Annotated in this window: 11 protein-coding genes; 4 read left to right on the top strand and 7 right to left on the bottom strand. The window is 67.1% G+C overall.

Going from position 1 to position 15,552, the window contains the following annotated elements; genetic code table 11:
• Positions 1-91 precede the first annotated feature (91 nt).
• From argJ to ACZ1JC_RS21145, 4 genes are all read left to right on the top strand, one after another.
• A complete protein-coding gene (gene argJ, locus ACZ1JC_RS21130) occupies positions 92-1,318 on the top strand; it encodes a bifunctional glutamate N-acetyltransferase/amino-acid acetyltransferase ArgJ (protein WP_465138525.1) in 1,227 nt (408 codons plus the stop codon).
• 2 nt (positions 1,319-1,320) lie between these two features.
• Entirely contained in the window at positions 1,321-1,944 is a 624-nt protein-coding gene (locus ACZ1JC_RS21135; protein ID WP_465138298.1) for a glutathione S-transferase family protein, read from the top strand.
• Positions 1,945-1,967: 23 nt separating this feature from the next.
• Entirely contained in the window at positions 1,968-2,780 is an 813-nt protein-coding gene (locus ACZ1JC_RS21140) for an inositol monophosphatase family protein (protein ID WP_465138297.1), read from the top strand.
• 196 nt (positions 2,781-2,976) lie between these two features.
• Positions 2,977-3,942, top strand: a complete 966-nt coding sequence (locus tag ACZ1JC_RS21145; RefSeq protein WP_465138296.1) for a hypothetical protein — start codon at positions 2,977-2,979, stop codon at positions 3,940-3,942.
• A 186-nt stretch (positions 3,943-4,128) separates the two neighbouring features.
• Here the strand turns inward: ACZ1JC_RS21145 and trxA are convergent, their stop codons facing one another.
• The 7 genes from trxA to ACZ1JC_RS21180 form a co-directional block, all read right to left on the bottom strand.
• Positions 4,129-4,449 (bottom strand): thioredoxin, encoded by a 321-nt coding sequence (gene trxA, locus ACZ1JC_RS21150; RefSeq protein WP_465138295.1) that lies wholly within the window; start codon positions 4,447-4,449, stop codon positions 4,129-4,131.
• An 84-nt stretch (positions 4,450-4,533) separates the two neighbouring features.
• A complete protein-coding gene (addA, locus tag ACZ1JC_RS21155) occupies positions 4,534-8,028 on the bottom strand; it encodes a double-strand break repair helicase AddA (protein ID WP_465138294.1) in 3,495 nt (1,164 codons plus the stop codon).
• Positions 8,025-11,036, bottom strand: coding sequence for a double-strand break repair protein AddB (gene addB / locus ACZ1JC_RS21160; protein ID WP_465138293.1), 3,012 nt, complete (start codon positions 11,034-11,036; stop codon positions 8,025-8,027). The genes addA and addB overlap by 4 nt, the downstream gene beginning before the upstream one ends.
• Positions 11,029-11,754: a nucleotidyltransferase family protein gene (locus tag ACZ1JC_RS21165; protein ID WP_465138292.1), complete on the bottom strand. Its 726-nt coding sequence runs from the start codon at positions 11,752-11,754 to the stop codon at positions 11,029-11,031. Before ACZ1JC_RS21165 ends, addB begins: the two co-directional genes overlap by 8 nt.
• Entirely contained in the window at positions 11,751-12,749 is a 999-nt protein-coding gene (locus tag ACZ1JC_RS21170; RefSeq protein WP_465138291.1) for an aminoglycoside phosphotransferase family protein, read from the bottom strand. The genes ACZ1JC_RS21165 and ACZ1JC_RS21170 overlap by 4 nt, the downstream gene beginning before the upstream one ends.
• Positions 12,746-13,192, bottom strand: a complete 447-nt coding sequence (tsaE, locus tag ACZ1JC_RS21175; protein ID WP_465138290.1) for a tRNA (adenosine(37)-N6)-threonylcarbamoyltransferase complex ATPase subunit type 1 TsaE — start codon at positions 13,190-13,192, stop codon at positions 12,746-12,748. The genes ACZ1JC_RS21170 and tsaE overlap by 4 nt, the downstream gene beginning before the upstream one ends.
• Positions 13,189-15,549, bottom strand: coding sequence for a sensor histidine kinase (locus ACZ1JC_RS21180; protein ID WP_465138289.1), 2,361 nt, complete (start codon positions 15,547-15,549; stop codon positions 13,189-13,191). Before ACZ1JC_RS21180 ends, tsaE begins: the two co-directional genes overlap by 4 nt.
• Positions 15,550-15,552: the final 3 nt, after the last annotated feature.

Consider the following 15,552-nt stretch of genomic DNA (forward strand, 5'->3'; position numbering starts at 1 on the left):
TTTACGCACGGAAGATCGCCGCGATACTTGCGAGGCGCTCAGTAATTACAGCGTCTCTTGACCTGTCATGACCATGCGCTACGCACCCGCCATGGCCTATCCCACCTCCCCGCTCGCCTCGCCCTTCCCCGCCATGCCGCCGATCGCCGGCGTTACCCCGCACGTCGTGCGTGCCGGGTACAAGGACTGGGGGCGATGCGACCTGACTTACGTGGAGCTGGACGAAGGCACCGCCGTCGCCGGCGTGTTCACCAAGAACCTGTGCTGCTCCAGCGAAGTCGAACTGGGCCGCGACAATGTGAAGCAGGGCCATGCCCGCGCGCTGGTCGTCAACGCGGGCAATTCCAACGCCTTCACCGGCTATCGCGGACGCGAAGCGGTGGAGCAGATCATGGATCAGGTCGCCGCCCATGTCGCCTGCCCGCGCGAGCAGGTCTTCGTCTCCTCCACCGGCGTGATCGGCGTGCCGCTGCCAAAGGACAAGGCCCGCGAAGGCGTGGAGAAGGCGCTCACCGCAGAGCCCTGCTCGTGGGAGGACGTGGCGAACACCATCTCCACCACCGACACTTTCGCCAAGGGCGCCACGGCCACCGCGATGATCGGCGACACTAAGGTCACTCTCGCCGCCGTCATCAAGGGATCGGGCATGATCGCCCCGGACATGGCGACGATGCTCGGCTACATTTTCACCGATGCCGCCGTGGAGCCGGCTTTCCTGCAAGAGTGCCTCTCCGCCGCGAACTTCCGCACGTTCTCCTGCATCACGGTCGATTCGGACACCTCGACCAGCGACACCGTGCTGGCCTTCGCCACCGGCAAGGCCGGCAACGCGCCGCTGTCCTCGATCGCCTCGCCCGGCGCCCATGCCTTTGCCGCCGCGATCCATGACGTCTGCCGCCAGCTTGCCCACCTCGTCGTGCGCGATGGCGAAGGTGCGCAGAAGTTCATCGAAGTGGCCGTTTCCGGCGCCGTCTCGGACGAGAGCGCCCGCAAGGTCGGCATGGCCATCGCCAACTCGCCGCTGGTGAAGACCGCTATCGCGGGCGAGGACGCCAACTGGGGCCGCGTCGTCATGGCCGTGGGCAAGGCGGGCGAACCCGCCGACCGCGACAAGCTCTCCATCGGCTTCGGCGGCACCTGGGCCGCGCGTGAGGGCCTGCCGCTCGCCGACTATGACGAGGCCCCCGTCGCCGCCCACCTCAAGGGGCAGGATATCACCATCGAGGTTGACCTTGGCCTTGGCGAAGGCGCTGCCACCGTGTGGACCTGCGATCTGACCCACGGCTACATCTCGATCAACGCCGATTACAGGAGCTAAGCGTGCCCGCACCCGTGTTCACGATCTGGGGGCGCCTGAACTCCCACAATGTCAAGAAGGTCGCCTGGTTCGCCGAGGAACTTGGCCTGAACTACGTGCGCCACGATATCGGCGGCCAGTTCGGCTATACCGAGGAATACCTCGCCAAGAACCCGAACCGGCTGGTGCCGATGATCGAGGACGGCAAGCTCGTCCTCTGGGAATCGAACGCGATCCTGCGCTACATGGCGGCCGAGTACGGCGGCGAGCGCTGGTTCCAGCGCGATCCCATCGACCGGGCGCTGGCCGACCGCTGGATGGACTGGCAGATCACGTATGCCGACGCCCAGCGCCTGCCCTTCCTCTCGATGGCGCGCATTCCGCAGAGCGAGTGGGACATGCCCGCCATCGAGCGCGACGTGAAGGCATGCGCCGCCCACCTCACCGTTCTGGAGCGCTACCTCGGCGAGAAGCAGTGGCTCTCTGGCGGGCAGTTCGGCATCGGTGACATTCCGATGGGCGTCTACGCCTACACCTGGTTCTCGCTGCCGTTCGAGAAGCCCGAGTTCCCGGCCCTAGCCGAATGGTACGCCCGCATCCGTGAGCGCAAGGGTTATGCGCAGCAGGTCATGATCCCGCTCACCTAATCGTTCTTAAAAGGCCCTCCCGCATGATCACTCCTTCGCTCAACGCCGCAGTCGAAACGATCATGCGCGAGGTCACCCGCGATGTGATCCTCCCGCACTACCAGTCGCTGTCGAGCGAGCAGATCATCAGCAAGGCGGTGAACGACGTCGTCACCGTGGCCGACCGCGAGAGTGAGGCGATCCTGGCCGAGCGCCTCACCGCCCTGCTCCCCGAAGCCGCCGTCGTGGGCGAGGAAGCCACCTTCGCGGACGAGGACGAACTGCTGAAGCTCAAGGACCGGCTCTGCTGGATCGTCGATCCGCTGGACGGCACCAACAACTTCGCATCCGGCCAGGCCCCGTTCGGCATGCTAATCGCGCTGGCAGACAAGGGCGAGACGCTGGGCGGCTGGATTCTCGACTGCCTGACCGGCCGCTTCTGCCGCGCCTCCATCAATGGCGGCGCCTGGGTGAACGAGGAGCGCCTGACTGCCCGCGCCACCGGAGAGCAGCCGCCCGTCGCCGCGATCTCCCTGATCTTCACCGACGAATCGCGCCGCGAACGCCTGCGCACCGAAGTCGCCCCGCATTACCGCATGGTCGACATTCCGCGCTGCGCCGCCGAGCAATATCCGCGCCTCGCGCTCGGCCAGAACGACGTGGCGATCTTCGAACGCACGCTGCCCTGGGACCATGCGGCCGGCGCGTTGTTCCTCAATGAAGCCGGCGGCAAGTGCGCCCGCCCCGACGGCAGCCCCTATCGCGTCGACGAGATCGGTCGCAAAGGCCTGATCGGCGCCGCCAGCCCGGCGCTGTTCGAAAGCCTCGCCACCCGCCTTGCCGCACTGGAAAGCTGACGGTTACAAGGTGACACTTCGGTTGACACAGTTGACACGGTCCAGGACAAAATCTGTCACCTTGTGAAAAGTGTCACCTTGCGGGCAGAAAAGTCTCGGATTTCCGACGATTTCAAAGAACCTTGTGTTCTTGGAGAGTGGCAGACCGCCGCCATGTAGGAAAATCGCATTCCCCTGAAACGGCATGAGTGCCACCTTGACCGACGACGCCAACCGGACGAGACTTGAAGCCGCATTCCACAGGCGGCCCTCGATGCGTATCCCCCTATTTTTGCTGGCAAGTTTTCCATCTCTGACGCTCGTCGGCTCTGCCGAGGCGGCGCCCCAGCCTTTGAGCACAATCTGGCAGAACGGTAGCAATGCTGTGATCGTCACGCCCTGCCCGCCGGGCGGCGATAGCGACGATTATTGCCGTGCCATCGCTGTCCAACAGGGAGAAAAGGTTACGCTGCTTGGCGCGAGGTATATGGGGGTGGCTCCCTTGTGGACCGCAAGTTCTGCGGCATCGGCCCCCAGCCTGGTGGTCCTTGGAGAAAGCGGCGGATCAGGTGGTTTTGGCGATTTGTTCGTCATCAGCTTCACGCCCGAACTGACTATCCGTAAGTTACAGGGCGAACGCATGGACAGCGTGGCGGTACACTCGAACGGCACCTCACCCGCCTTCGAACTGCCTTTCAATATCGAGTTCTTCAACGGTGCCCCGCATGCCGGGGCGGCGATCGTGAAACTACCCGTCCGCTGGAAAGCAAATCCGCAAGGCGGCGATTTCGCGCTCGATTTCGCAGCCGTTAACGGATTGCCTCCATCTGCCGAGCAATTAGATGCACGCCTGACAGCGATGCGCCACGAACTGGGCGAATGGGCGAAAGACAGACACGCAGCAGCCCGGCTCTATCCACCGGAATCCAGTGCGGGCACCCCAACAACAGTTCAGACGCTTGCCGACCTGGCTCTTTCGGGACACGCCGATCTTGCGCGAAATCTGCTGCATCGCGCGTGGCCTACAAACGCCGGACATCCGCTTGCAGGGGAAAACGCCTTTTGGGCAGCGCTGTGTACCGAGATAGCCCACCAACCGCTATGGAAGCGGCTGGCGCTGGACCAGCTTCCGCACGCCGAATTGATCGTCGCGGCCGCGAGGGCCAAGACGACGATGCGCTAGCTCGGACGGGTGCGCGGATTGCCCTCCCAAAGACTGAAACTTTCATGCCCGGATCGACACCCCGCTGCCACACGTCCGCTACACCCCGACGTCTTCCGCCGGGCACGCGAACAAAAAACCCCTCCGGCATTACGGCCGGAGGGGTTTTTGCTTACTGCTCGGGGAGTTCGTGTCCCCGGCGAAATCTCAGAGTTCGCCTTCGAGCCAGCCCTTGAGCGCGCTCTTGGGCGCGGCGCCCAGCTTCTGGGCGACGGGCTTGCCATCCTTGAACAGCACCATCAGCGGGATCGACTTCACGCCGATCTCGGCCGGGATGCCGGTGTTGGCCATGATGTCCATCTTGGCGATGGTCACCTTCTCGCCCAGTTCGTCGCTGATCTCTTCGAGAGCGGGGCCGATCATCTTGCAGGGACCGCACCAGTCGGCCCAGAAGTCGACGAGAACGGGCTTGTCCGACTTCAGAACGTCGGTTTCGAAGCTGGCGTCGGTAACGGCAATGGTCGCCATGAACTTGAACTCCTCGGGGGTATCTCGGGTTGAACGCAATCTAGGGACGAATTGTTTCGTGGCAACGTCCCGACGCACATAGCTTTACTCAGCCTGTGCAAAGTCGGGCTTGTTCGCCTCCAGCGCCGCGTGCGGAACTTCGATCAGGCGCGGGACGGACGTGTAGAGCAAGGCCACCTCCACCGTGCGGCCCGGAAAGGCCACTTCCAGCGCGGCAGCATAGGCCGCCATCTGGCGCAGCACGCCCTTGGGCACCTGTTCCAGTCGTTCGGGCGGGCGGCGCGCCGTCTTGTAGTCAACCAGACGCACGCGGCCGGGCTCGACGATCAGGCGATCGATCGTGCCTGCCACCACTTGCCCGCCGACGACGGCGGCCACCGGCACTTCGGCAAGGCTCTGCGGTCCGAACAGATCGGCCCACGCGGGGTTGCCCAGCACCGCCAGCGCACTGTCCAGCATGGACTGACGCGCCGTTTCGTCGAGATCGGCGGCATTGCGGGCGAGCCATTGCCAGCCCGCTTCCTCGCGCATGTCGGCGGAAACTTGCGGCAGGCGTTCGAGCAGCTTGTGCACCAGCGTACCTCGCCGCAGGGCATCGCGGCCGGCGCCCGGCGGGAACGGCGGATCGGGCGCATCCTCCTCGCCCAGCGCGGACGGCGCAAGCGGGCGCGGCGGGCGCGGTTCGGCGGGGGCGACACGCTCCAGCCAGCGCGGCAGCGGCTCACGCAGCGGTAGCTGCACCGAGCGGACTTCCGGTGGCAGCGGCGCGGGCGGCGTGCCGTAATCGCAGCGCGTGCCCCAGATCGCGTCCTCCACGTCGGCCCCATCCTCGAACAGAGTGCGCAGGCGGGCGAACCAGCTCTTTTCGGCCGGGCCGTCCTTGTCGCGCTTGCCCAGCGCACCGCCGACGAACAGCGCTTCCTCGGCGCGGGTCATGGCGACGTAGAGCAGGCGCCAGTGTTCCTGCTCGTCCCCTTCGCGGTTTTCGGCGATCTGCGCGGCGATGCGGCCGGCCTTCTCGTCCTTCGACAGCGGCGGCAGCGGCACCTTGCGGCGCGCGTCGCGCGGGTCGGAGAGTTCGAAACCGCGCTCCCGCGCCGCCTCGGGGTTGCCGGTGGCGTCGGCAAGGATGACGATGGGCGCCTGCAGGCCCTTCGATCCATGCGCGGTCATCACGCGGACGAGTCCCTGCGCGGCATCGGCCTCTCGCTTCAATTCGCCGTCACCCGCGTCGAACCACGCGAGGAAGCCCGCGAGGCTGGGCGTGTCGGTCATGACATAGGCCTGCGCGGCATTGACCAGTTCGTCGATCGGGTCGTTGGCCTCGCTGCCCAGTCGCGCGACCAGCTTGCGCCGCGCCTGCCATGGGCCGACCAGCAGCCAGTGCAGCATGGCCTGCGGCGGCGCATAATCGGCCCGCGCCAGCAGTTCGCCCAATTGCTGCATGGCCACGCCAATTTCGGGGCCGGATTGCGTGCGCAAATGATCCCACAGGCGCACGCCCTTCGCACGGTGCCCGAAGCGCAGCAATTGCTCCTGACTCCAGCCCACTAGCGGCGAAACGAGCAGGCTGGCGAGCGTCAGGTCGTCCAGCGGCTGCACCGCAAAGCGCAGCGCGGCGATCAGGTCCTTCACCGCCAGCGGCGCGCCCAGACGCAGACGGTCGACGCCCGCCACCGGCACGCCTGCGGCATGGAGCCGCGCGACGATCAGCCCGGCCAGTTCCTTGCGCTGGCGCACCAGAACCATGATGTCCCCCGCCCCCGCGCGACGCGGCTTGCCCTTGTGGAGCGCGAAGCCGGGGCCGCTTTCGTCCAGCCATTCGCGCACCTGACGGGCGATACGCTCCGCCATCTGGCGATCCGGACGGGAAAGCCAGTTGGGCTGCGCGCCGTCGGCGTCGTCGGTTTCGAGAGGTTCTTCCTCCTCCACTTCCTCGGCCACCGGCTGCCACAGCGCGACATAGCCGGGTCGCTCCTGCCCGACATGGCGTTCGGCCGGACGGTCGAGACCGAAGTTGCCGTGGCCGATGCCGCCAATGGCCTCATCCACGAAATCGAGCACTTTCTGCGCTGTGCGGAAGCTGCGATCGAGCCCGAGTTCGACCAGCCGACGCGGCATGATCGCGCTGCGCAGCACGTCGGCATTGTCCGCAGCATCGTCCATCATGCCGCGCACGCGTTCCGCCGCGCGGCGGAAGTTTTCCGGGCTGGTGCCCTGAAAGCGGAAGATCGCCTGTTTGTAATCGCCCACCACGAAGAGCGTGCGCATCAGATCAGAGCGCTGCCCTTCTCCGGCCCAGAACTCCTCCGCCATGGCGAAGACTATGTCCCACTGCGCAGCGTTGGTGTCCTGCGCCTCGTCGACAAGAATATGATCGAAACGGCGGTCCAGCTTGTAGCGGATCCAGTCGGCGGAAGCCTGCCCGCGCAAGAGATCGGCGGCGCGGCGGATCTGGTCGTCGAAATCGATCAAGCCTTCGCGCTGCTTCGCCTCGTCCCAGGCGATGGCGAAGGCGCGGCCAAGGCGCAGCGCGGGCACCAGCCGGTCGGCCAGCCCCAGCATCGCCTTCACCTCGCGGATGCGGACCAGACACTCGCCCACGCGCGAGGCATAGCCTTCGTAATCCGGCTCGAACTTCGCAAGGTTCTTCGCGCTGCGGACAGCATCGTCCTTGGTGAACAGCGCGCCGTAGAGGTCCTCCACCTGCTCCGCGCGCTTGGCGGGCGAATGCATGAGCCAGGGCACCAGCACGTCGGTCGCCTTGTGCGCGGTGGCGGTGTTCCACTCGGCGAGCACCTCGCAGCAGCGGCGCAACGAACGGACGTCGAACTGATCGTCCGCGCACATGGCCGCCAGCATGTCCTCACCGGCATCGGCGGGCAGCCCCAGCAGGCGCAGCACATGATCGCGCATGTCGCCCGCCTGCCACGATCCCGGCCCGAACCACGCCTCCCGCGCCGAAGCGCAGCGTAGCAGGAAGTCCATCACCGAGTCCGGACCATGCCGCAGCGAAAGCTGGGCGATGGCGCGCAGCAAGTGCGTGTCGCCAAGCGCCGCCTCTTCCGCCTCCACCAGCAGATCGGACAATACCTGCCGCGCCAGCAAAGTGCGCTCGCGGTCCTCCATCGGGCGAGTGCCGGGAACCAGCCCGGCCTCCAGCGGAAACGTCGCCAGTAGCCACTGCGAGAACGCGTGGATGGTATCGATCCGCAGCCCCCCGCCGGGGCAATCGAGCACGGCCGCGAACAGCGTGCGCGCCCGCGCCATCGTTTCGGGATCGGTGGGCGCGCCGATGGCATCAAGGCGCAGGAACAGCTGCGTCTCTTCCAGACGCACCCATTCGGCCAACGTCCCGTTGATACGCGCGGCCATTTCGGTGGCGCCGGCCTTGGTAAAGGTGAGGCACAGGACCTGTGAAGGCGATACGCCTTCCTGCAGCAAGAGTCGCAGCACGCGCGAGGACAGAACTTGCGTCTTGCCGGTGCCCGCCGATGCGGAAAGCCAGACGCTGTCACGCGGATCGACCGCGCGCATCTGGTTGCCGTGCAGTGGATGGACGGTTGCCGGGCCGCTCATGCGCCGTCTCCCGTCTTGGGCTCAGATCGGCCGCCCAGCGAGGTGATCCACTCGTCCAGCCGCATCAGCTGATCGTAATCGGCGTAGGAGCCCAGCTCCGGATTGAGCCTTGCCGTGAACGGCTCGGTCCCGAGAATCCAGCGGTCGAGCGCGTCGTTCAGATAGTCCTCGGTATGCGGCATGAACTCATCGAGCAGCACGCCGGTGCGCTTGCTGCCTTCCTTGATCGGCGTGGTGGTGTAGCCGATGGTGTCCTTGTTCTTGGCCATCGACCAATATTCGAACGCCTCCGCCTCGCCGTGGATCACATTGTCGTCCAGGTCCTTGAACCCGCCCGCCTCGGCAATCATGGCGACAAGGCCAAGCTGCAGCGCAAAGCCCTCTTCCACGCGGCGCGTGGTCGGCGGAGAGCCGGTCTTGTAGTCCACCACCCCCAGCTTAGCGTCCGCTAGTCGGTCGATGCGGTCGGCCCGGCCGTGAACCTTGATGCCGCGATAATCCATGCCGCCCTTCGCCTCCGTGGCGATGACGCGGCGGCCATGGGTCTTGTGCGCCAGCACGAGATCACGGAACGTATCGAGCGCTGCGGACAAACGCGGCCACCAGAGCGCGCGCATCAGCGGGTGGGCGTTCTTTTCCACCAAGACTTGCTGCGCGATCGTGTGCAAGCCGTCGACCGGCTCGCCCGCGCGGTGCCAGCGCTCCATCACGAGGTGCGCGACTTCGCCCTTCCACGCCGCGCTTGGCTCCGCATCCAGCGCATCGAGCCGCGAGAGGCCAAGGATGGCATTGGCGTAGAATTCGTAAGGGTCGCCGCGCAAACGGTCGAGCCCGGTGACCGAAAGGTCCACCCGGCGCTGTTCCGCGCTCGGCATCGGCTGGGGGCGCGGATGCGGGGGAACCGGGGTTGCGTCGTCGATCATGCGCGCAAGGCGCAGTGCCTCGGTCTCGATATGGCGCTCCGCCTGATCGCCCAGCAGTGCCTTGACGCGCAGCACGAAGCGCGAGGGGATCACCGGGCCTCCCGCATCGCGCAGCGCCCAGCTGAGCACCACTTCGGGCGCGCCCAATGCTGCGGCCAAATCGTGCGCAGCAAGGCCGATGCGGAAGTCCGCCCCCGGCACACCCAGCGCGCGCAGCACGGCGGGCGGCAGCAGCGCGTCCTGCGAGGGAGAGGCCGGCCAGGTGCCCTCCACCAGTCCGCCGCAGATGACCAGATCGGCGCGGCTCATGCGCGCTTCCAGCAAGCCGTAGATCGATACGCGTGGGTGGCCGCCCCACGGCGGGCGTACCGCCGCGCGGTCCATCACATCGCGCAGCATGGCGTGGAGTTCGCGCGGATCGAACAGCGTTCCGGCCGAAGCGGCGGCGGCGCGCAGTTCCTCCACCATGGCACTGAGCGAGCGCCCGTCCGCGCCGGACCAGATCGCCTCTCCGCAAAGCAATTCGGCGGCATCGGCCAGCTTGCCCAGCATCAGCTCAAGCGGATCGCCTTCTTCCAAAGCGAAGAGCGGCGCCAGCACGGCCTCGACCTCGGCCCACCAGTCGCCGAGCTTGCGCGCTTCCGCGATCTCGGCCAGCGCGGCAAGACCGCCACCGGGGCGCGGCCCGCGCAAGTCCCGATCCAGCTTGCGAGCCGCTTCCAGCCAGCGCGCGCGGCCTTCGCCGGCACCGGCAAGCGGATGGACCAGAAGCGCGATCAGCGGCACCGGCGCCGCCTGATCGGCCATGACTTCGGCCAGCAACAGCATCAGACGGCCGGCAGCAGTCTGCGAAAGCGGCAGGCCGGCGGTGTCGTCGGCGGCAATGTCCCAGCGCGTGAGATGTGCAACGACGCGCGCGGCAAGGCCGCGATCGGGGGTGATGACCGCCACGCGGCGCTCGGGCACTTCCAGCGCCTGACGTACCAGAATGGCGATGGCCTGCGCTTCCTGTTCGGGATGCGCGCTTTCCATCAGGCGCACGCCGGGCAGGCGGCGCTGCTCCGCCTCCAGCGCCACCCACGTCGTGGAGGCCTGCGGCGGCAGGAACAGGTTGGAGATCACTGTGCTGCGCGAAGGCGGCGAAGCGCCGGGGCCGGAGCGGTGCCACGCCGCCACTTCATCGCGACCGATTCCCATGCGGTTCAGCAGCAGCTTCAGGTGATATTGCGGGTGCGTCACCGCGTCATGCGCGCCGAACGGCGGGTCCTCGGGCTCTGCCGGATTGCCGGCCGTGCCAAGTTCCTCCCACACATCCTGCGGCAGCGAGAGGTCGAAGTCCGGCAGCACTACGCTGCCTTCGGGCAGTTCGCTCACCACGCGCAGCAATTTCGCCAGCGCGGGGGACGCACTGGTAACGCCGGCCGCAACGATCGGGAAGGCGGGCGGGGCGGCGCGCCATTCGCGGGCGGCGTGCTCGAACAGCTGGTTGCGGCGTTCGGGCGCGTCGATCTCGCCCCGCGTCGCAAGTTCCGCCAGCCAATATTGCTGCACTTTCAGGAACGTGCGGGTATTGTCGGTCCAGTGGCTGGCGAGTTCGCCGACGACGCCGATCACGCGCTCGCTCATCAGGTCGAGCGGGGCAATGCCCTCGACCAGCAAGCGGTCCATCGTCCGGCCCAGTTCCCACGCACGGCGCAACAAGGCCGCGCCCTTCCCCGCAGCATCGCCGTCGACTTCGCGCAAGTAATGGGCGAGCCGCAACCAGCGGCGGGTGGGATCGGCGGCAGGCGCGATGTCCGCCGCGCCCAGCGGATCGAGCAGCGGGCCCAGCGTCTCATCGAGGTCCAGATCGCCTACCACGACCATGCGCGGCAGCAGCAGGCCAGGCGTTTCGACAGTGCCGGCATGGCGCACGAACGCCTCCGTCACCGTGCGGACCGCGCGGCGACTGGGCAGCAGCAAGGTCAGCCGGGCAAGGCCAAGCTCCCCCTGCCCGTAACGCGGGGCAAGCCCGGCCACGAGGGCATCGGCGAACCCGCGATGCGCTGCGATGGAGTAGACTTTCGGCCCGCCCCTATCAGGCACGGGTCAGCCATTCCTCGGTGGGCTTGATCATGTCCGGCGAGCCAACTTCGAACCACAGGCCGGTGTGAACGATGCCGAACAGGCGGCCTTCCTCGATCGCGCGGGTCCACAGGAGGTTCGTGGAGAACGGGCCTTCCGGCGCATCGCGCAGCAGGCGCTTCGATACCAGCTGGATGCCCGAATAGATGAACGGCGCGACATGGCCGAATTTGCGGCGGGTGACGCGGCCCATGGTATCGAGGTGGAAGTCGCCCTCCCCCCGATAATTCATTGCGCGCGGATGCGGCACCAGCAGCAGCAGCGCGTCCATCGTGTTCTCATCCCACGCCAGCGAGAGTTCGTGGAACACGTCTTCCGGCCCGTCGAGCCAGATGTTGTCGCTGTTGAGGCAAAAGAATGTCTCCGGCAGCAACGGCGCGGCCTTGACCATGCCGCCACCGGTCTCGAGGAGTTGCTCGCGCTCGTCCGAAACAGCGATCTCCGGCCCCTTGCGGCGGACCTTCAGGTGGCCCTCCAGCGCATCGGCAAGGTAGTGGACGTTGACCACGGCCTTGGTGACACCGGTCGTTTCCAGCTTGTCCAGCGTATGGTCGATCAGCGACTTGCCCGCCACGCGCACCAGCGGCTTGGGCTGGGTGGCCGTCAGCGGGCGCATCCGCTTGCCGATGCCGGCGGAAAGCACCATCGCCGTATCGCTGGCGAGCGGGTTCTGGTTCATGCCGTGAAGCTCCCGCCATTGGCCGCGCGCAGTTCGTCGGGCACGTTGGCATCGAACCAGCGCGCCACCGGCTCCAGCGCCGGGTGGGCGAGATCGCGCTCCAGCTGGGCCCAGACGCGCGGGATCAGGTCGAGGTAGCGCGGCTTACCGTCACGCTTGAACAGGCGCACGAAAATGCCGACGATCTTGGTGTTCCGCTGCGCGCCAAGGCGGGCGTAATCGGCCAGGAAGGTTTCCGCATCGACGCCGGTCGCGCGCAGATAGTGGTCGAACATCTCCGCCTCAAGCTCGGGCGAAACGTCGCGGCGGGCGTCCTGCAGCAGCGAGACGAGGTCATAGGCGGGGTGGCCGACCAGCGCGTCCTGAAAGTCCAGCAGGCCCTGCTTTTCCAGCGCGCCGAGCAGCATGATATTTTCGGCATGATAGTCGCGCAGCACGGTGACGCCGGGGCGCTGGCGGGGCAGCATCTCACCCAGCACGCTTTCCCACGCGGCCGTGAAGCCGGCAGCGTCGACGTAGAGGTTCTGCGCAGGGGCATACCATTCAAGGAACAGGCGTACCTCGCGCTGATACTCGCTCATCGAATAGTCGAGGAACGGCCCGGGCGGCAGTTTGTGAAGCTGCACCAGCGCATCGACGGCGCCGCGATAGATCGCGCGCTCGTCGTCCGGCCACTGGTCGATATAGTCGCGCATGCGCGCATCGCCGAAGTCTTCCATCAGCACCAGCCCGCGATCGGCCCGCTCGGCCAGGATGCGCGGTGGGCGCATGCCGTTCGCGTCGAGCCAGCGCGCGGCGCGCAGGAAGGGCTGCGGATCCTCGGTCGGCGGCGGCGCGTCCATCAGCATCGCGCATTCGCCGTGCGATCCGCGCACCCGAAAATAGCGACGGAAGGATGCGTCACCGACCAGCGGTTCGACAGTGGCGCCGTGCCAGCCGGCATCGGCAAGGAAAGGCTCAAGGCCCTCGGGGAGGTTAGCGGGAATCGTGCTCATTTCGGGATTCGCCCTACCCAATCCGTCCCCGCTTCGACAATGGCGATCCGCCCCTCTTCCGCAACTTCCAACGTAATCGAGAGGCAGCCCGGCTCATGCGTGAAACCGCCGGCGTGATCGGGCCACTCCGCGATCAGCGCGGCGCCCTGCCGATAGTCGTCCAGCCCGATCTCGTCCGCCTCCGACGGATGGGCAAGGCGGTAGAAATCGGCATGGACCAGCGGCAAGCGCACAGCAGGCGGGTCGTAGACTTCGACGATGGCGAAACTGGGCGACGGCACTTCGCCCTCATGCCCCAGCCCGGCGATGATCGCGCGGGCCAGCGTGGTCTTTCCCGCGCCCAGCCCCCCTTCCAGCGCCACCACGTCATCGGCACGCAAAACATCGGCAATGGCGCGGCCGAAACGGTCCATCGCCGCCAGGTCCGGAAGCGCGATCTTCATTCGGGCAACTCCACCACGGCACTGGTCCCCTTGCCGCGCTCCGAAACGAGGCGCAGCGCGCCGCCGTGCGCCTCGACAAGCTGACGCGCCAGCGGCAGACCAAGGCCCTGGCTGCGCTCCACGCTCTTGCCGTCGGCGCTTTGCTTCATGCCGTCCAGCGCCAGCGCGAGGCTGCGACTGTCCATGCCTTGCCCGCGATCCTGCACGAGTATCTGCACCACGTCCTCACCTTCGGACGACTTGCGCCGCGCCATCTGGACGAGGACGCGCTGCCCCCGCGGCGAGGCGGCGATGGCATTGTCGACAAGGTGGCCGACCGCGCGGGCAAGGCGGCGACGGTCCCCCTGGAACGGCCGCAACAATCCGTCCGCACGCAGATCGAGCACCAGCCCGGCGCGTTCGAGGCGGGCTGAGCGCTCCTCCACCACGGCCCGGATGAAGGGCATCGGGTCAATCTCTTCCTTCTTGAGCGGCAGCAGGCCGGCCTCGCTCTGCGAAAGGTCGAGCAGGCTGTCGATATGCTCACCAAGCTGGTCGACCGAGGCGAGGATGGCGGCGACATATTCGTGCCCGCCGGGGTTGAGATCACCGCCCACGCCCGCTTCCAGCAGTTCGGCGAAACCGCCGATGGAGGTGAGCGGGGTGCGCAGTTCGTAGCTGATCTTGGCCAGGAAGCGCGTCTTGATCGCGTCCGCCTCGATCAGCGCCTCGTTGCTTTCGCGCAGCGCGGCTTCGGCCTTCTGCGAATCCGTGATGTCCAGCACTGCCAGCAGGCCGTTGCCGTCCGGCAGCGGCACGCCCGCATATTCCAGCATCCGCCCGTCCGCCAAGGCGATGCGACCGCCCTTGTGCGAACGGTCGAGCGCGGCAGCGCGCACGGCGCCGCCGACCACCTCGGCCTCTGCCGGACGCTTGAGGCGCGGGGCGATCTTCTTGAGCAGCGCCTCGACATGCGGATGGGTGTCCAGGAAGTCGCTCTCCAGGCCCCAGTCGGCGGCGAAGCGGCGATTCCAGAGCTGCACGCGGCCATCGGGCGCGAAGACGGCCACCGATTCGTAAAGGCTGTCGAACATCGCCGTCCGCGTGCGCAACAGCGTGTCGCGCACGGCGGAGAGGCGCAATTGCTCGGTGCGATCTTCCGCGATCAGCAGCAGGCCGCCATCGGGCAGCGGCTGGGCGACGATGCGCAAGTGGGTACCATCGGACAGCGTCCAGGCTTCCTCATGGCTTTCGCTGGAGGCGAACCAGGCGCCCTTCTCGCGCCGCCATGCGGGGAAGTCGCGCACTTCGGGAACGCGCTGGGCATCGCGCGCGGCATCCAGCAAACGCTCGAACACCGGCGGGTCCTGCAGCGCCTTCTGGTCGAGCTTGAACAGGCGCTGGAACGGCTGGTTGGCGAAGCTGAGCCGCTTGCGGCCATCGAACTGCGCAACGCCGGCGGAAAGCTGATCGAGCAAGGCGCGCTGGGCATCGCGGAACGCGCGGAAGGATCGCGACATTTCCTCAAGGTCTTCGATGTCCACCGCGTATCCGGCAACGCCATCCTCGCCCAGCGGCAGATCGCTGACGCGCATGGCGCGGCGCTGGCCGTCGATCGTGGTGGAGACGATGCGCTGGATCGGCGCGCCCTTCTGCGCGGCGATGCGCGCCACTTGCGAGGGGCTGACGCCGTCGACGATCTCCACCAGTTCGGTGCCAGCCGCGACAACGCCCTGCGCGCTTTCGCCGCCGACAGCCGTGACATAGGCGGAATTCACCAGCTGAAGTTCGCCGTCCGGACGACGGAACCACATCGGCATCGGTGCGGCCTCGATCAGCGAGACCAGTGCGGTGAAATCGCCGCGCGCACGGGCGGCTTCGTCGCGCAGGCGAACGAGTTCGCCTTCGCTGTCCGAAAAGTCGAAGAGCCAGACCAGCGCTGCCCCGCCGGGCGAGACCTGCGGATCGGCCAGGTGTCCGCGCAGCGCCAGCGAACGGGCGGAATTGCGCGGAGTGACGACCATGCGGAAAGGCGCGGCGCTCTTCTGCACGCGGCGCACTGCCTCAGTCAGTTCGGCCAGCTTGTCGGCAGGCAAGCCGCGATCGCCGCCGTCCAGTTCGGAAAGAAACTGCGGCACCGTCTCGAAACCCAGCCACTGCGCGACGCGCGGCGGGCCTTCGATGCGGCCGTCGGAGCGGACCAGCAGTGGAATCGCCGGCGATTCCTCCACCATGCGGGCAAGGCGCCGGGCGGAGCGAAGCTGCGCTTCCGCGCGCTTCTGGCGGCCTCTTGCGGATAGCACCGCCCAGGCTGCCGCCAGCATCCATGCGGCGAGAAGCAGCCCGATGATAAGGGGTACGAAGCGTTCGTGATCCATTAG

The organism is Sphingomonas sp. BL-S-28 (assembly GCF_055521515.1).